Origin of the sequence: Pseudomarimonas salicorniae, from assembly GCF_023156535.1 — a bacterium.
Classification (GTDB): domain Bacteria; phylum Pseudomonadota; class Gammaproteobacteria; order Xanthomonadales; family Xanthomonadaceae; genus Pseudomarimonas; species Pseudomarimonas salicorniae.
Map to the genome: position 1 here is coordinate 1 of NZ_JALNMH010000007.1, position 16,680 is coordinate 16,680.

Below are 16,680 nucleotides of genomic sequence, written 5' to 3' on the forward strand. Positions count from 1 at the left end.
ACGGATAGAAGGTGGTCTCGACGCACACGGTCGAACGCCCGAACAGCAACCGCCACGCCAGACATCAGGAAAGCAAAGAAGCAAGCAACCAGAGGTTGACAGTGGACGGCACATAGAAGGAGCACACATGGGCGCGACCGCGGCGCGGCGTATTCACCACAGACGGCGGCCAGAGCGAATCTCCGCGGTCGCGGCCATGTCCGCTCCTACGAAGAGCCCGCCCGATCGGGGTCGGTGGCGAATGTCCGGTTTGCGCCCGAACCTGCCTCCCGCCCGGGCCCCTGCAAGCTGGGCGGAGCGCTAGCCTCGCTCCTTGCCGTCGACGATCACCACATCAGCCGCCCGGGCGGCGAAAAGGCCGACGGTGACCACGCCGACAATCTGGTTGATCGCCTTCTCCAGCGCCACCGGGTCGACGATGCGCAGGTTGTGGACATCGAGTATCGCGTTGCCGTTGTCCGTGGTGACGCCATCGCGCCAGACCGGCTGCCCGCCCAGCGCCACCAGCTGCCGGGCAACATAGGAACGGGCCATGGGAATGACCTCGACCGGCAGCGGGAATCCCCCGAGGATATCCACCTGCTTGGCGCCGTCGATCACGCAGACGAAGCGCTGGCTGCAGGCGGCAATGATCTTCTCGCGGGTCAGGGCCGCACCGCCGCCCTTGATCAGCCGGCGGTGCGGGTCGCACTCGTCGGCGCCGTCGACGTAGAGCGGCAGGGTGCCGGTGGCGTTGAGGTCGAGCACGGGGATGCCGATCTGCTTGAGCAGGGCGGTGCTCTGCTCGGAGCTGGACACGGCGCCTTCGATGCGGTCGCGAAAATCGGCCAGGCCCTCGATGAAGTACTTCACCGTCGAGCCGGTTCCGACGCCGACCACCGTGCCCTCTTCCACATAGCGCAGGGCGCGCTCGGCCGATTGCTTCTTGAGTGCTTCGCGGGCATCCATCATGCGTTCTCCATCTTGAGGATCGTCTTCCACTGCGCGGCGCTCACCGGCAGCACCGACAGCCGGTTGCCGCGATTGAGGAGGGCGAAGTCGCCCAGCCGGCCGGCAGCGGCCTTCAGCTCGTCCAGCGTGATGCAGCGCGCGAACCTGCGCTCGAAGGCGATGTCGCGCAGCAGCCATCGCGGCGCGTCGGGGCTGCTCTTGGGATCATGGTAGTCACTCTCCGGATCGAACTGGGTCGGGTCCGGATAGGCTTCGCCCTTGACCCGGGCGATGCCGACGATGCCCGGCGGCTGGGTGTTGGAGTGGTAGAAGAGCACGCCATCGCCATCGCGCATGCCATCACGCATGAAGTTGCGCGCCTGGTAATTGCGCACGCCGGTCCAGGGCTCGACGCCAACCCGGGCCAGATCGTCGATCGAGAACTCCTCGGGCTCCGACTTCATCAACCAGTAGTTCAAGCGACCTCCTTTTCAGTCCTGAGCGGGCTCGACCAGCCCTTTTTCCGTGGCAACAAGATCCAGTGGCACGTCCCAGTCGGCGGCCGGCAGCCGCTCCACCCGCTGGCAGGCGTAGCCGATGCCCACCAGGCGGGGCGCCCCGCGGTGCTGATGGCGGAATGCAAAGCTGCGATCGTAGTAGCCGCCGCCGGTACCCAGGCGATGCCCGCGGCCATCGAAGCCGAGCAGGGGCACCAGAACGTGGTCGAGCGCCTCGGGCTCGAGCAGGGACGAGGGCTGCAGGTCGGGCTCGGGAATGCCGAATCGATTCTGGACCAGCGCATCACCGGCGCGCCACGGCGCGAAACGCAGGCGCTTGCCGGGTTGCAGAACGGGCAGGCAATAAACGAAATCCTGCGGGCCGCTTAGCAGCCCAAGCAGGGGCACCTCGCCGTCCACCGCCCAGTAGCCGGCGACATAGCCGCCGAGGCTGGGGCGGAGCGCATCGGCGATCGCCTGCCCCGCGGCCATGCGGGCGCGGGCATCCAGCGCGTGACGGCGCGCGCGCAGCTCGGCGCGCAGCCCCTGTCGGGGATCGGTGGCCATGGCGTCCCGCTCGGGGAAAAAGGAAACGTCCTCCGCCGTGTCGTCGCCTGCGCTAACGACCTTGATCCCGAGGATCAGGTGGGAGAGCTCAACCGGCTTCGGGCTTCCCGCTCGTGGCGGACATGCACTCCGGCCGGGTTGTTGCGCCCCCGGGGTCGTTATTTAGGGTCAAGGCAAATGAAAGCGCAGGCTGTCGAACACGGCAGAAGACGCGCCTGAAGTGTAGCAAGGCTGGGCCCGGACTGGCTGAACTGCGAGCGGGAATCGGGGCTCGGTTCACTGCCTGCGGAGGGCCTCGTCCGGCACGCCATCCTCACCGATTCGAGAGCGCCTCGGAACGGGGAGCCCGGCAGCCTCCGGCCTTCGCAGCGCCTCGGCAGGCCCGTTCCGCCCGGGCAGCGCCGGGTTCGCCGCAGCCCCGTTCTGGTTCAGCCCGCCGCGTAGCTCTCCGTCGCCCGCACCAGCGCATCCACATTGCCAGGCTCGAAGGCCGAGTGGCCGGCGTCGGCAATGATCTCGAGCCGTGCCTCGGGCCAGGCCTGATGCAGCTCCCAGGCGCTCTGCAGCGGACAGACGACGTCGTAACGGCCGTGCACGATGGTGGCCGGGATCCTGCGGATCTTCCCGACGTCCCGCAGCAGCTGGTCCTCGACCTCGAAGAAGCCGCCGTTGACGAAGTAGTGGCATTCGATGCGGGCGAAGGCCAGGGCGAAATCGTCGGCCTCGTGCGCCGACATGAAGTTGGGATCCTGGTGCAGGAAGCTGGTCGCCGCCTCCCAGACCGACCAGGCCCGGGCGGCGCGCACGCGCACGTCGCGGTCTTCCGAGGTCAGTCGCCGGTGGAAGGCCGAGATCAGATCGCCACGCTCGACCTCCGGAATGGGCGCGAGATAGCGCTGCCAGGCGTCGGGGAACAGGCGAGATGCGCCTTCCTGGTAGAACCATTCGAGCTCCCAGCGGCGCAGCATGAAGATACCGCGAAGCACCAGCTCGGTGGCGCGGTCGGGATGGGTCTGCGCGTAGGCCAGGGCCAGCGTCGATCCCCAGGAGCCGCCGAACACCTGCCAGCGCTCGATGCCGAGGTGCTGGCGCAGCCGTTCCATGTCGGCCACGAGATCCCAAGTGGTGTTGTCGACCAGGTCCGCGTGCGGCGTGGACCGTCCCGCGCCACGCTGATCGAACAGGATGATGCGGTAGCGAGCCGGGTCGTGGAAGCGACGCATGCCCGCGCTGCAGCCGCCGCCGGGGCCACCGTGAACCATCACGACCGGCTTGCCGCGCGGGTTTCCGCACTGTTCGTAATAGAGCGAGTGGCGCTCCGAGACCTGCAGCCGTCCGTGGTCGTAGGGCTCGATCTCGGGGAACAGCGTGCGGCGGGGGGCGTCGGCCATGCGGGGGCTCCTCGGTCTGGGGCGACCACTTTAGCCGCAGCCGGCGCGTCGGTCAGCCGGAGTCGGGCGCGGCGTACGGCGGAATGCGGGCTCGGGCAACCCCGCATAAGAGAAGGGGCGCCAAAGCGCCCCTTCCGGATCACACTACGGGTTCAGCGATCAGCCGTTGCGGCGGACCACCAGAACCAGGCCGCCCAGACCCAGGAACAGGCCGATCAGGGCGAGCTGCGACCACAGCGACGAGGCCGGGATCACCGCAGGCGGAGTGAAGGTCGAGCCAGCCGGGGCCGAGGCGGTGAAGTTCAGCGTCTCGGAGCCGCCCGCGTCGGTGATGACGCAGGAGAACGCGCCCACGCTCGGCTGAGCCGCATCGGTCAGGGTGGCGAAGAAGCTCAGGTCAAGCGGGTCGGCCGAGCCGGTGACCGTCTGGTTCGCCGTGGTGCCCGGCGTGCCGCCCGTGAAGGCCAGGGTCAGGGTGCCGCTGGTCCGGGTGCAGGAGATGGTCGCCGAGCCGGAGCCCGCACCGCCGGTCGCGGTGAAGACCACCGAACCGCTGGCCGTCGAGCCGACCGAACCGCCGCCCACCGACACCGCACCGCCGGCCGGGCTGGCCGAGACGTCCGGAGTGGCCGGGGCCGGGGCGCAGGTCAGCGGCCACTGACGCTGAGTCGGTGTGCCGCCCGCATCGGTCTGGGTGCAGGTCAAGGTGCCCGACGCATCCGAAGCCGGGATGGTGCAGGTCACGTTGAGGTTCTGCGTGGTCGGGTTGGAGCCGTTGAAGGTCAGGCTGGTCGGAGTGACCGAGTAGGACGAAGCACCCGGGCCGCTGATTCCGCAGCCGGTGACGGTGGCGGTGCCCTGGTTGCCCGAGGAAGTCACGGCAATCACCTCGGTGTCGGTCGAACCCACCGCACCGGGACCGAAGGCGATCGTGGTGCCGGCAGGAGGGGCGAACGACAGGGTGCGGTTGGCGGAGACCGTCACGGTCACGGTGCCATCGTTGGCCACCGGCGTGGCCGGGCTGTCATCACGCTGGGTATCGCTGGTGCGGTTGTAGGCCACGCAGCCATTCGCAGCCGGCGTCTGGGTGCCAGTGCAGTACGCGCCGAAAGCGAAAGTCGCGGTCTGCCCGTCAGTCGCGGTCGGGCTGATGCTGTAGACCACGCGCATGTTGTTCGACAGGGACGGCACGTCCGTCGCACTGGTGCGCGAAATGGCATAGGTTGCAGACTGACCGGACTGCGAGCAGGCGATGTTGGTGCCCGCGGCAGTGCTGTAGTTGGTACCGTCGCAGTTGACGAAGGCACCGGTGCCGCCCGATGCATCGCGATCAAAGACCTGGAACTGCACCGTCGCGTCGACGATGACGTCATTGGGATCGGTGATGCTGATGCCGAAGCCGACCGCGCCGATACCGGCGCGAGTCTCGTAGGTGATCAGAGTTGACTGGTTGGTGGCACCGGGAGACGGATTGGAACTGCCGGCATTGAGGGTTGCCGACGCGGCGCCGGCGAAACCCATCAGCCCCAGGAAGCACAGGGCGAGCGCATTGTGTTTCATTCTATAGACCCCTTTTCTGATGTCAGGCTGTTAAGCGAGAGGACGCGACCGCCTCAACGCTCCTGCTGAGAGCGCCGGGCCGAGTCGGCACCCTTGGGCGCGGAGAGTACCTCGGAAGGCACCGACTTTGCCATACCATCGTAGGCCTTCAACACAAGCCCTTCCACTTCACCCGACTTGGCCACGCTCAGCGCGCCCGCGGGAAGCTGGATCCGCCCGAGCTTGGTCGAGGGCAGCGCGGCGTCCGGGTTAGTCGAGTAGACGACCGCCTTGAAGGTCAGGCCGTCGATATTGCACAGCGCTGCAAACCCGCGCGGCGCCTGGAGGCATTCCTCGGGCACCTTGGCTCCCTTGGCCGCTTCGCGGAGGGGCAGTTCGATCTGCAGGGACGACACCGCGCTGCTCGCATCGGAGACAAACTCGAAGTTCACACCGCCCTTGGCGTCGTACTCAGCGAGCAGGGAGGACTGCGCCATAGCGCCAGCGGAGAAGGCCGACAGAGCGGCAAGAGCGAGGAAACGGGACTTCTGGATACGCATGTTCGTTTCTCCTTACAGACCGACCGCAATGCGGGCAGTACAGCCAATGTCACCGGCGTCCACGCCGCCGCTTTCGTTGCAGTCGGCCGCGCCAAGGAACGACCCGGGAGACACTGCCTCGCGAGCCACCGCCGAGATGTCACCAGCGTCCACGCCGCCGGAGGTATTGGCGTCGGCGCGCAGGCGGAATCCGATGGCGCTGCTACCGCGGGAGGCTTCGAACTCGTCCACTGCGATGGTGCCGGTGGTGGGACCGACTGCACCCAGACGGGTGACGCGCACCCCGTTGCCGGTGGCATTGCCAGTACCGGTGCTGGTCGCGTTCACCAGAGGAATCGACTGACGCGCCTGGGACGGGCTGCCGCCGACACCGCCGCCGCCGCCGCCGCGCACCGCCAGAACTGCCGGCTGACCGACGATTCGCGTGACTTCAACGCCATACCAGCGATTCGCCACGATGCCGGTGATCGGGGCGATCGTCGACCCCGGAACCGTGGCCGAGATGGAGCCGGACGGATCGTAGGTCACCGTAATCACGGCCGTGCTGGCGCCGACGTCGGAATAGGACTGCATGACCGTCGCCGGGGCCGTCGACGAGGCATAGAAGTAGAAACGGGCGCGGTAGGTGGTCTCCGCCTGACCGTGGTCGACGGCGACATAGCTGTTACCACCCGCTGCTGCCTGCAGGCCGCAGAGGCCCATGTAGCGCGGCACGTTCCGTGTAGCGCTTCCCAGAGCGCCCTCAAGCGGGCCACCGGCCAGCGGCGAGCCGCTGCTGGTCGTCCAGGCGTCGATGGAGCAGGCCTGCGCGGAGCCGGCGCTCAGGCCGAGGGCCAGGGCCAGCGCGCCCAGCGACGCGATCTGTCGAAAACCGACGTTGTTCATGGTGTCACTCCCAATGAGATCCGGATGCTCGCGCCTGCCGCCCGGGGAAACCTGCCTCGCAGGCGACGGGAAACGGCGCTCACCGGTACTATACGCAGGACATGAGCAGATCGTCCCACTCGCATTCCCGTCGCCGGCTCAGGGTTCTTCCCGGCGGCCGCTCGGTTGCGCGCACCCTCTTCGTCATCCCAGCGCGCGACGAGGAAGCCTCGATCGGCGCCCTGCTCGACCAGCTGGTCCCCCGCGTGGGCCCGCATGTGCTGGTGATCTCGGATGCCAGCACCGACGATACCGCCACCGTCGCCCGCCGTCACGGCGCGCGGGTGCTGGAACTGCCGCTGCAGCTGGGCGCCTGGGGCGCGACGCAGGCCGGCCTGCGCTTTGCCCGCCGCCAGGGCTACCGGCAGGTGATCACCCTGGATGCCGACGGCCAGCACGAGCCGCTGTGCATCCCCGACCTGCAGCGGGCGCACCGCGAGCTGGGCGCCGATATCGTGATCGGCACCTTCCCGAACCGCCTGAGCCCGGCCCGCAAGCTCGCCTGGCGCTGGTTCCGCATGCTCTCAGGCCTGCGCGTGGAGGACCTGACCTCGGGCTTCCGCTGCTATGGATCGGAGGCGATCGACATCCTGTCCTCCAGCGAAGCCACCCTGCTCGACTACCAGGACGTCGGCGTCCTGCTGCTGGCCCGCCGGCACGGCCTGCGGGTGGCGGAAACACCTGTTAAGATGTATCCGCGGCGTGCTGGGCATTCCAGGGTGTTCGCATCCTGGATCACGGTCGGCTACTACATGGTCCAGACCACCCTGCTCTGCATCGCCCGGGTCGGCCGCTTCGGCGGCAGGCCCCTGCGCCATTACGAGGCCCGGATTTGACCCTGCCGCTGACCGCCGCCCTGCTGGGCACCCTGTTCGCCGGAAGCATCCTGCTGCTGGTCCGCCTCGGGCATCTGCACGGCGGCCAGGCGGCCTGGTGGCTGTTCGCGGCCTCGGTCGCCCTGCTGCTCGGCATCTTCCCGCAGTGGGTCGACCGGGTGGGCGCCGCCCTGGGCGTGTCCTACCCGCCGATCCTGCTGCTGGTGCTCGCCGTCCTGGCCACCCTGATCAAGCTGCTGGTCACCGATATCGAGCTGGCACGCAAGGAGCGCAGGCTGCGCAGGCTGACCCAGAAACTGGCGCTGATGGAGTACGAATTCGGCCATTCGCAGCAGGCCGACAGCCAGGAGCCCCCCCTCGAAGGGCGCCCGCGCCAGCCCCGGACCCCTCCGGCCCGCCGTGAGGCCGGCTGACGCCACGACGGACGCGACCCCCGCTGCGCTCCGGGTCCTCCATGTCGGCAAGTACTTCCCGCCCGAACCGGGCGGCATCGAACGCTTTCTCGACGCGCTGAGCGCGGCGCAGGTCCGGCAAGGGCTGGACCCCGCGGTCATTGCCCATGATCGCCGCGAATCGTCGCGCCGGATCCTCGACGGGCGCACGGTCTTCCTCTGCCGCAGCTACGGCCAGTGGCTGTTCACGCCGCTGGCGCCGGCCTGGCCATGGCACCTTGCCAAGGCCATCGCCGAACACCGGCCGCAGGTGCTGCATTTCCATCTGCCCAATCCGGCCGCCTTCCATGCGCTCTGGCTGCCTGCCGCGCGTCGCCTGCCCTGGGTGCTCCACTGGCACGCCGACATTCCGCTCGACACCGGCCATGGAGGCCTGCGGCTGGCCTACCCCGCCTATGCAGTGTTCGAACGCCTGCTGCTGCGCAAGGCGGGACGGGTCATCGCCACCTCCGCGACCTATCTCGAGGCAAGCGCAGCCCTGCGGGCCCACCGCGATCGCTGCCGGGTCGTGCCGCTGGCCCTTGGCGACGCAACGGCGCCGGGCACGCCGCACCCCTGGCCGGCGCCGGGCCTGCGCGTGCTCGCGGTGGGACGACTCAGCTACTACAAGGGCTTCGAGCACCTGTTGCAGGGGCTGTCGCGCGTCCACGGCGCCAGCCTGGTGATAGCCGGGCGCGGTGAGCAGGAACCCGCGCTGCGCGCGCTCGCCGATCGCCTGGGCATCGCCCCGCGGGTCAGCTTCCTGACCGACCTCGACGATGCCCAGGTCGAGGCCTGCTATCGCGACTGCGACGTGGTCTGCCTGCCCTCCACGGACCGCGCCGAAGCCTTCGGACTGGTCCTGCTCGAGGCCATGCGCGCGGCCAAGCCGGTGCTGGCCTCGCGCCTGGCCGGCAGCGGCATGCTGGAGGTGGTGATCGACGGCGAGACCGGCCTTCAGGTGGCGCCCGGCGACCCGGGCCAGATCGCCGACGCCCTGGCCCGTCTCCGCGACGATCCCATCTTGCGGGCCCGGCTGGGCACGGCCGGACGCGCCCGGTTCGACGCGCACTTCGCGATGGACGAGGTCTGCAGGGCGACTACGCGTATCTACCGCGAGGCGCTTGCGGCCGGGTAAGCGCCGCCGCCAGCAGCCAGACCCAGACCGGGGCCACGTGCAGCACCAACCGGTTGAGGCTGGTCAGGTCATCCGCCCATGCCGAGGCCGGGGTCAGGAAGAACAGGACGAAGTGGAACGCGGCAACGGCCGTCAGGAAGGCGACCGGCGCTGCGAGGCTGCCGCGACGCCAGGTACGGTGGAGGCCAAGCAAGGCCAGCGGCGCCACATACCAGAGCAGGGACCAGTTCGGCAGCAGGAACAGCGACTCCAGCACCTTGTCGGTGACCGGCCGCCACTCCAGCGTCAGCGTCCCGAGCAGGGGCATGCGGATCTCTTCGGGCGAGAGGCGCGCCCAGCCCAGCCCCGGCAGGGGAACGGACAGCCCCCAGAGCCACCAGACAGGCAGAACGACCGCGACCAGGACCACGACCGCGGCGAGCCGCCAGCCGCTGGGCAGCCACCACGCGAGAAACGCCGCGATCAGCAGCAGGGCGTAGACCGCGCCCTCGAGCTTGATCGCCGGCAGCAGCAGGACCGCCAGCAGCCAGCCAAGGGCGGGGCCGGCCCGGCGTTCCCGCAGCCAGCGATCGCCAAGCACGACGGCAAGCAGGACGGTCAGCGCCAGCCACAGGTCCATGTAACCGGCCAGCGTGCCGTGGGCGGCGACCATGGGCAGGGTGAGGAGAAGCGCGGCGGCCGCAAGCGAGGCCGGCCAGGTCGCCCCGCGGCTGCGCAGGGCGCCGGCGAGCAGGCCACCGCCGGCCAGCCAGATCAGCGGCCAGACCAGCGCGGCCCACGGGTCGGACCAGCCGCCGCGCAGCCACATGAGCGCCGCCAGCCAGCGCGGGATGGCCTCGGGATAACGCGGGGCCACATTGGCCAAGGCGCTGCCCGCAGGCGCGGCAAGCCAGTCCTCGACGCCCAGCACCGGCAGGAAGGCGCCGACCTCGGTCCAGGCCCGGGCCTTGGCCAGCCAGGCGTTCCAGGCATCCCAGGTCAGGATCGGCAGGGACCAGGCCTGCACCAGGCACAGGGTGAATCCGACCGCGAGCAGGGCCAGCGAGACCGGGCCCAGCCAGCGCGCCGGAGCGTCCCCGGCTCGCGGCGCCGGGCTTGCGGGCCCTCCCTGCCCTGCCGGCAGCCGGCGCCGCAGCAGCCAGGCGATCGGCGCCAACAGGCCGATTCCCGCCAGCGCGGTCAGCACGGCCTGTGCGATGGGGGCGGCACCCTGCGCCCAGAGCAGGCACCCCAACAGAAGAGGGCCCAGAAGGAAGCCCCCACAAGCGCAGAGCAGCAGGTCGCCGCGCTGCGCGCCGCCCTTCCTGACCGCGCTCGACCAGAGCACAGCGGCTCCGGCGAGTCCGCTCACAGTCAGCGCCAGCAGGTAGCCTGTTGCGCTCATGGCGTGGCGCTCCCCCCGAGCACGAAGGTATGCACCCAGCTGCCGCGAAACTCTGGACGGGCGGGCCGGGAGATCTTCCCGAGATGGAGGCGTCCCGAGAGCGGATCGAAGCGCCAGCCGGCCTGACCCGCAAGCAGCAGGATGGCCGGCTCGTCGGCCGGCAACCGATCGAGCTGTTCAGGGCGCTGCAGCCCGCCCACGTTGTGCGCGCGGAGCAGCCAGACCGGGTACTCGCGGAGAAAGCCGTTGCCGCCCCAGACCACCACCTTGCGCCGGTCCGAGGCATCCCAACCGGCCGAGGCCTCGGCAACCTCACGCTCCAGAGCCGGCAGGGCCGACTGCGGCAGCCCACCGGCGTGCCGGGCGGCCGAGGCCGACAGCTGCGCCACCTCCGCACGCAGCAGCTGCCCCTGCAGTTGCACTACCCCCAGCAGGAGTGCAGCGAAGAGGACGAGGGCACCGAACCGGCGCATCGGCTGCCTGGCGCGTGTCAGCCAGATGATCGCGGCCGACCACAGCAGCCACAGCGAAAGACCGACCGCCAGGCCCGGCAGCGGCTGGCCGCCGTGCTCGAATCCGGCCGTATGGTTCGAGCGGCCGATCCAGGGGCGGTAGCCGAACCAGGCCCGCAACAGCGCCTCGGCCTGCGCCGGCAGGCTGGGCGATTCCAGGCGAACGGAATGGATCCGGATGTCCACGGCGTCCGCGGCGGCGGCGGGCAGGGTGTCGGGAGGCGAGATCAGCAGCCCGACGTGATCCTGCACCTCTGCCTTGAAGCCTGCCCGGCGCAGGTTGCGCACGACCTCACCTTCGGGATGCCCGGGATAGGGCGCCACGGCAAGCGCCTCTCCCCGTCCCGCCACCAGCCTCGCGGCATGCAGGGGCGTGGTGCCGGAAAGTCGGACCCGCAGCATCGGCAGCTCGTCGAGGGAGAAAGTGGCGGTCGGGAACAGCACCAGGGCGCGGCCCTCGGCATCCATGCCGCGTACGAGCAGCCCTGCGTCCGTCGCCTCCAGGGCGGAGGTCCGTGACTGGGCGCTGGCCAGCGGAATCTCGCGCACCTGCTCCGGCTGCCAGCGCGCGCCCCCGAGGAAGGCCGCCATCGCCAGCCACACCAGCGGCAGGCCCAAGGCGCAGAGCGCCATGCACAGCCATCGACGCCGCGTCGCGTTCACCGGGCCGGCGCCCCTGCGAGGACCTCAAGCTGGTCCAGCTCGTCGTCGTCGAAGCCGGCATCGCGCCGGGCGGGACGATTGAACGGACCACGCAGCGCGCCGCGCGCGTGCTCGCGGACCAGGCCGATGAAGGTGCGCCGCGGTGGCACCCCCTGCTGCGCGCACAGCCAGCCGAACCAGCGACTGCCAACCGCGACGTGGCCGATCTCCTCGGCCAGGATCACCTCGAGGATGCTGGCGCTGGCCTCGTCGCCGAGGCCACGCAGCCGCTCGATCATGCCCGGCGTGACGTCCAGCCCCCTCGCTTCGAGGACGCGAGGCACCAGGGCCATGCGGGCCAGGCAGGAATGCGCGGTCTTGGCAGCCATGTCCCAGAGCCCGTTGTGGGCAACAAAGTCGCCGTAAGCGTAGCCCAACTCAGCCAGCCGTTTCACCAGCATCGTGAAATGCCGCGCCTCGTCGCCGGCGACGCTCAACCAATCGGTGTAGTAATCCTCGGGCATGCCGGGAAAGCGGGCCATCGCGTCGGTGGCCAGGTTGATGGCGTTGAACTCGATATGGGCAATGGCGTGGAGGAAGGCGGCGCGACCCTCGGCGCTGCCGAGCCCACGGTGCGGCACCTGGCGCACCGGCACCAGCTCGGGGCGTGCCGGCCGACCTGGCGCATCAACGGGCTCGAGCGCCCGCTGCGCATCCAGCGACAGCCGGCCGGCCTGCCAGTCGGAGACCAGGGCGCCAGCCGCGGCGGACTTTTCCAGCGGATCGCCGGCCAGCAGGACGGCGAGCGCGGCGCGGCGCAGCTCGCCTGCGCTGAAGGTGGCCTCAGGAGGCACGCCGCAGCTGCTTGGCCTTGTCCGACCGCGCCTGCTGCAGCCGCTCGAAGTAGTCGTGGTCGACCCCGGTCACGTACTCGCCGGAGAAGCACGAGGTGTCGAAGCGCATGCCGGCGCGCTTGGGGCCGGCGATCGCCGCCTCGAGGTCCTCGAGGTCCTGGTAGATCAGCCAGTCGCAGCCCAGCACCTTCTCGATCTCCTCGACGCTGCGGCCGTGCGCCACCAGCTCGTCGGCGGCCGGCATGTCGATGCCGTAGATGTTCGGATAGCGCACCGGCGGCGCGGCGGAAGCCAGGTACACCTTGCGCGCGCCTGCCTCGCGGGCCATCTGCACGATCTGCTGGCTGGTCGTGCCGCGGACAATGGAGTCGTCGACCAGCAGGACCACCCGGCCGCGGAACTCCAGCGGAATCGGATTGAGCTTGCGGCGCACGGACTTCGCCCGCTGGTGCTGCCCCGGCATGATGAAGGTGCGGCCGACGTAGCGGTTCTTGATGAAGCCCTCGCGGTACTTCACGCCGATGACGTTGGCGACCTCCAGCGCGGCATCGCGCGAGGAGTCGGGGATCGGGATCACCGTGTCGATGTCATGGTCCGGGCGCAGGCGCAGGATCTTCTCGCCGAGGGTCACGCCCATCCGCATCCGCGCCTTGTGCACGTTGACGTCGTCCATCATCGAGTCGGGGCGCGCGAAGTACACGTATTCGAATGCGCAGGGACGATGGACGACGTCGCCGGGCCAGGGGGCGCTGTGCAGCTCGCCCTTCAGGGTGACGACGATGGCCTCGCCGGGCGCCACATCGCGCAGCCGGGCAAAGCCCATCAGATCGAGGGCGACGGATTCCGAGGCCACTGCGTACTCGGTCATGCCGGCTACCTCGCGCTTGCCCAGCACCAGCGGGCGCACACCGTGAGGATCGCGGAAGGCCACCAGACCCAGCCCCAGCACCTGGGCCACCGCGGCGTAACCGCCCTTGCAGCGGCGATGCACGTTGGTCACCGCGTCCATGGCCGCCTGCGGGGTCAGTACGCGCTGCGCATCGAGCTCGTGGGCGAAGATGTTCAGCAGCACCTCGGAGTCGGACTCGGTATTGATGTTGCGCCGGTCCTGCTCCCAGACCTCGTGGCGCAGCGCGTCGGTATTGATCAGGTTGCCGTTGTGCGCCAGCGCGATGCCGTAGGGCGAGTTGACGTAGAAGGGTTGGGCCTCGTCGGAGCCCTCGGAGCCGGCGGTCGGATAGCGACAGTGGGCGATGCCCACCCGACCGCGCAGCAGGGCCATGGCCGCCTCGTCGAACACATCCTTGACCAGTCCGTTCCCCTTGTGGACGCGCAGCCGGCCACCCTCGCTGGTGGCGATGCCCGCCGCGTCCTGGCCGCGGTGCTGGAGCACGGTCAGGCCGTCGTACAACGCGCCGGCGACGTCGGTCGAAGCGACGATTCCAAGGATTCCGCACATGATCTTTGCCTTGCCTTGGCCCTGTGAACGAAAGGCCTGTTAAGTGGGGGGAAGCGCATCCGGCAGCGGCTGCGTCGGAGGGCCGAACGGGGGAAACTGGACGCGGGCGGCGACCGGCTCGGGCAGCCAGGCTCGCAGCCACTCGGCGCCGGGCTGGAGCACGGCGACCAGCGGCGAGGCGCTCCATTCCGCGCGCTGCGGCAGCGCGGTGAAGCCCATCAGCAGGACGCCGACCACGCAGACCGCGGCGCCGCGCAGGACACCGAAACCGAAGCCCAGCACACGGTCGGTGCCGGACAGGCCGGTGCCCTCGACCAGCCGGGTCAGCAGCCAGGTCATGAGGCCGCCTACGATCAGGACCAGGATGAAGGTACCGACGTAGCCCGCCGCGTTGCGAGCGGCGTCCGAATCGATCCAGCCACCGAGCCAGGCCGCGGCATGGTCGCCGAAGGCGAAGGCCGCCCAGAAGGCCAGGATCCAGGTGGTCAGCGACATCACCTCGGCGACGAAGCCACGCCACAGGCCAAGCAGGCCCGAGACCAGCAGCACGCCAAGCAGGACGATGTCGAAAGCGCTCATTGACCGGTCAGGGGTGGCGGACCACGATGCCGTCGAGCTTCAGGGCTTCCTTGATCCGGTTGCGCACCTGCTCGGCGCGATCGCGCTGCAGCTCCGGGCCGGCACGGACCCGCCACAGGCTGCCGGCGTCGGTCGAGGCGCGCTCGGTGTAGGCGGTGAAGCCGGCCTTGCGCAGGCGGTCGCGCAGCGCGCTGGCCTCGGACTCGTCCTTGAAGGCGCCGAGCTGCACGGCAAAGCCCTGGGCCACGGCCGGCTTGGCGGTCGCGGCCACCGGCTCGGCATCTTCAAGCTCGCCCACGCTGAACCGCGCGCCGGGCTCGGCCTGGCCGAGCTTCAGCGCCGCGGCCTCGGCCTCGGCACGGGTGCGGAAGGGGCCGGCGCGCAGACGCTGGGCCGGCTTGCCGTCGATCTCGATGCGCTCACTGCGGATCGGAAAGCCCCTCTGGGCCAGGCGGCGGTTAAGCGCCTTGGCGTTGGCGATATTGCCGTAGCTGCCGAGATTGACGATGAAGCGGCCGGTAGCCGGTGCGCTGGTAGACGGCGGGGGCGGCGCGGCCACCGGGGCGGCGGGCGGGGGCTCGACGGCGGCCACCGGAGACGGTGCGGCAGCGGGCTGGGTCGCGCTGGAGGTCGGCAAGGCCGGCGCAGTCGGGCTCGGCGCAGTCGGCTGCGGCGCGACCGGCTGGGCCGCTGCCGCAGCGTCGGCGCCTTCGAGCGCGTCCACCCTCGGCGCGCTGTCGACGTCCACCGTCGCCACCGCATTGGGATCGGCCGGCGTCGGCTGGGCGGCGGGCTGCGGCAGGGTCAGCGGCACATCCCGGGTCTGCAGGCTGGGCGTTGGCCGATCCGGCATGTCCAGCGGAAGCTGTCCGGCGGGAGTCGCCTCCGGTTCCGGTGCCTCGAGCAGCATCGGCACGAAGATCACGGCCAGCGCCACCAGCACGGCCGCGCCGACCAGCCGCTGTTTCAGTGCAGGGTCCATACCGCTCGCAGGGTCATCGGGGAAGCGGTGATTATAGCGAGCGTGCCGCGCTTGCCCGCGGCGATTGCATCACGCCGCGCATGCTGCGTTCACGCAGTACCGTCGCCAAGATGTCGCAATGCCTCGGCGACGGTGTGGAAGGATCCATAGACGACCACCCGATCACCCGGACCCGACTGGGCGCGGGCCGCGTCCAGCGCCTGCGCCACCGACTCGTGGCGGTCATGCAGGCTGCGCGAGAGCAGCCCGGCGACCTTGGGCCAGAGAATGGCGACCGGATGGGCCCGGGCGCCCACCTCGGGCAGCCCGGAGATATGCCAGGAATCGACCACCGACATCAGCGGCGCAACCAGGCCCGGCGCGTCCTTGTCGGCGAGCGCCGCGAACACCGCGTGGGTGGCGCCGGACGGGCGGTTCAGACCCAGCCACTGGGCCAGCGGCTGCACGGCGTGAGGATTGTGGGCAACGTCGAGCAGGAACTCGGGCGAGCCGGGGATTCGCTGCATCCGCCCCGGCAGCGCGGCGCGCCCCAGTCCGGCGACCAGCACTTCCTCGCCCAGCGGAAACAGGGCGCGCATCGCCACGATGGCGCAGGCGGCGTTGTACTGCTGGCAAGGGGCCGCCAGCGGTAGCGCAGGCACCTCGATCTCGCCCTGGGCATCGGCGTAGCGCCAGTGCCCGCCGAGCCGGGTTTCCGTGCGGAACTCGCGGCCCCGGCGCAGGACGATCGCGCCCGCCCGCTCGGCCATGCCGAGAACGCTGTCGGGCGGATCGAGCTCACCGAGCACCAGGGGTCGGCGCGGACGCAGGATGCCGGCCTTCTCCCGGCCGATCGCCTCTCGGTCCTCTCCGAGGTGCTCCATATGGTCGAGTGCGACGCTGGTGATCACCGCGCAGTCGGCGTCGACCGCGTTCACCGCATCGAGCCGTCCGCCCAGCCCGACCTCGAGGATGGCCAGGTCCAGACCTGCCCTCGCGAACATCACGAAGGCTGCCAGCGTGCCCCATTCGAAGAAGGTGAGCGGCAGCTCGCCGCGCGCTGCCTCGATCAATTCGAATACCTCGCAGAGCGCTGCGTCGCCGGCCAGCTGCCCGTCGATGCGGATGCGCTCGTTGTAGCGCAGCAGGTGGGGCGAGGTGTAACAGCCCACCTTCAGCCCGGCCTGCCTGGCGATGCCCTCGGCGAAGGCCACGGTCGAGCCCTTTCCGTTGGTGCCCCCGATGGTCAGCACCTTGCGCGCCGGTCGCCCGCAGTCCAGCCGCACCAGCATGGCGCGAACCCGGTCGAGCCCCAGAGCCATGGCGTCCGGATGGGTCTTCTGCTGGTATTGCAGCCAGTCCGCCAGACTGCGGGCGGAGGCCGGCCGGGGCGACTCGCTCATCGGGTTGGCTCGGTGGTGGACGCGGCGAGTATAGGCAAGCTTGCCGGCCGGTAACCGAACGCGTCGGACCACT

At 70.1% G+C, this 16,680-nt stretch carries 17 protein-coding genes and 1 other RNA gene; 3 read left to right on the top strand and 15 right to left on the bottom strand.

Annotated features, from left to right (window positions below):
- Positions 1-300 precede the first annotated feature (300 nt).
- The 8 genes from rpiA to M0G41_RS09095 form a co-directional block, all read right to left on the bottom strand.
- Positions 301-951 carry a ribose-5-phosphate isomerase RpiA gene (gene rpiA, locus M0G41_RS09060; RefSeq protein ID WP_248208285.1) on the bottom strand — a complete coding sequence of 217 codons (651 nt, stop codon included), beginning with the start codon at positions 949-951 and terminating at the stop codon, positions 301-303.
- Positions 948-1,394 (bottom strand): EVE domain-containing protein, encoded by a 447-nt coding sequence (locus tag M0G41_RS09065; RefSeq protein ID WP_248208920.1) that lies wholly within the window; start codon positions 1,392-1,394, stop codon positions 948-950. The genes rpiA and M0G41_RS09065 overlap by 4 nt, the downstream gene beginning before the upstream one ends.
- Positions 1,395-1,421: 27 nt before the next feature.
- Positions 1,422-1,994, bottom strand: a complete 573-nt coding sequence (locus M0G41_RS09070) for a 5-formyltetrahydrofolate cyclo-ligase (protein ID WP_248208287.1) — start codon at positions 1,992-1,994, stop codon at positions 1,422-1,424.
- 25 nt (positions 1,995-2,019) lie between these two features.
- Positions 2,020-2,206, bottom strand: a non-coding RNA gene (gene ssrS, locus M0G41_RS09075) — 6S RNA.
- Positions 2,207-2,422: 216 nt separating this feature from the next.
- Positions 2,423-3,385, bottom strand: a complete 963-nt coding sequence (gene pip / locus M0G41_RS09080; RefSeq protein WP_248208290.1) for a prolyl aminopeptidase — start codon at positions 3,383-3,385, stop codon at positions 2,423-2,425.
- Between the two features lie 159 nt (positions 3,386-3,544).
- Positions 3,545-4,945 (bottom strand): hypothetical protein, encoded by a 1,401-nt coding sequence (locus tag M0G41_RS09085; RefSeq protein WP_248208297.1) that lies wholly within the window; start codon positions 4,943-4,945, stop codon positions 3,545-3,547.
- A 53-nt stretch (positions 4,946-4,998) separates the two neighbouring features.
- Positions 4,999-5,484 carry a hypothetical protein gene (locus tag M0G41_RS09090; RefSeq protein WP_248208299.1) on the bottom strand — a complete coding sequence of 162 codons (486 nt, stop codon included), beginning with the start codon at positions 5,482-5,484 and terminating at the stop codon, positions 4,999-5,001.
- Positions 5,485-5,496: 12 nt separating this feature from the next.
- The gene (locus tag M0G41_RS09095) at positions 5,497-6,369 is read right to left on the bottom strand and encodes a hypothetical protein (RefSeq protein ID WP_248208301.1); all 873 of its coding nucleotides are present in this window, start codon (positions 6,367-6,369) and stop codon (positions 5,497-5,499) included.
- A gap of 101 nt (positions 6,370-6,470) precedes the next feature.
- Here M0G41_RS09095 and M0G41_RS09100 point away from each other — a divergent pair, with 101 nt between their 5' ends.
- Genes M0G41_RS09100 through M0G41_RS18815 form a run of 3 tightly spaced genes read left to right on the top strand, consistent with a single transcriptional unit; the run spans position 6,471 to position 8,813 of the window.
- Positions 6,471-7,244: a glycosyltransferase family 2 protein gene (locus M0G41_RS09100; RefSeq protein ID WP_248208304.1), complete on the top strand. Its 774-nt coding sequence runs from the start codon at positions 6,471-6,473 to the stop codon at positions 7,242-7,244.
- A complete protein-coding gene (locus M0G41_RS09105; protein WP_248208311.1) occupies positions 7,241-7,657 on the top strand; it encodes a DUF2304 domain-containing protein in 417 nt (138 codons plus the stop codon). Before M0G41_RS09100 ends, M0G41_RS09105 begins: the two co-directional genes overlap by 4 nt.
- Positions 7,644-8,813 (top strand): glycosyltransferase, encoded by a 1,170-nt coding sequence (locus M0G41_RS18815; protein WP_248208313.1) that lies wholly within the window; start codon positions 7,644-7,646, stop codon positions 8,811-8,813. Before M0G41_RS09105 ends, M0G41_RS18815 begins: the two co-directional genes overlap by 14 nt.
- On the opposite strand, the gene M0G41_RS09115 is transcribed toward M0G41_RS18815, so the two are convergent.
- From M0G41_RS09115 to folC, 7 genes are all read right to left on the bottom strand, one after another.
- The gene (locus tag M0G41_RS09115; protein ID WP_248208315.1) at positions 8,776-10,197 is read right to left on the bottom strand and encodes a hypothetical protein; all 1,422 of its coding nucleotides are present in this window, start codon (positions 10,195-10,197) and stop codon (positions 8,776-8,778) included. The genes M0G41_RS18815 and M0G41_RS09115 overlap by 38 nt on opposite strands.
- The gene (locus M0G41_RS09120; protein ID WP_248208316.1) at positions 10,194-11,342 is read right to left on the bottom strand and encodes a hypothetical protein; all 1,149 of its coding nucleotides are present in this window, start codon (positions 11,340-11,342) and stop codon (positions 10,194-10,196) included. Before M0G41_RS09120 ends, M0G41_RS09115 begins: the two co-directional genes overlap by 4 nt.
- A gap of 26 nt (positions 11,343-11,368) precedes the next feature.
- Positions 11,369-12,205 carry a ferritin-like domain-containing protein gene (locus tag M0G41_RS09125; RefSeq protein ID WP_248208319.1) on the bottom strand — a complete coding sequence of 279 codons (837 nt, stop codon included), beginning with the start codon at positions 12,203-12,205 and terminating at the stop codon, positions 11,369-11,371.
- Positions 12,195-13,664: an amidophosphoribosyltransferase gene (gene purF, locus M0G41_RS09130; protein ID WP_248208327.1), complete on the bottom strand. Its 1,470-nt coding sequence runs from the start codon at positions 13,662-13,664 to the stop codon at positions 12,195-12,197. Before purF ends, M0G41_RS09125 begins: the two co-directional genes overlap by 11 nt.
- Positions 13,665-13,703: 39 nt before the next feature.
- Entirely contained in the window at positions 13,704-14,243 is a 540-nt protein-coding gene (locus tag M0G41_RS09135) for a CvpA family protein (protein WP_248208329.1), read from the bottom strand.
- A 7-nt stretch (positions 14,244-14,250) separates the two neighbouring features.
- A complete protein-coding gene (locus tag M0G41_RS09140) occupies positions 14,251-15,225 on the bottom strand; it encodes an SPOR domain-containing protein (RefSeq protein WP_248208331.1) in 975 nt (324 codons plus the stop codon).
- Between the two features lie 89 nt (positions 15,226-15,314).
- The gene (folC, locus tag M0G41_RS09145) at positions 15,315-16,607 is read right to left on the bottom strand and encodes a bifunctional tetrahydrofolate synthase/dihydrofolate synthase (protein ID WP_248208335.1); all 1,293 of its coding nucleotides are present in this window, start codon (positions 16,605-16,607) and stop codon (positions 15,315-15,317) included.
- Between the last annotated feature and the right edge of the window lie 73 nt (positions 16,608-16,680).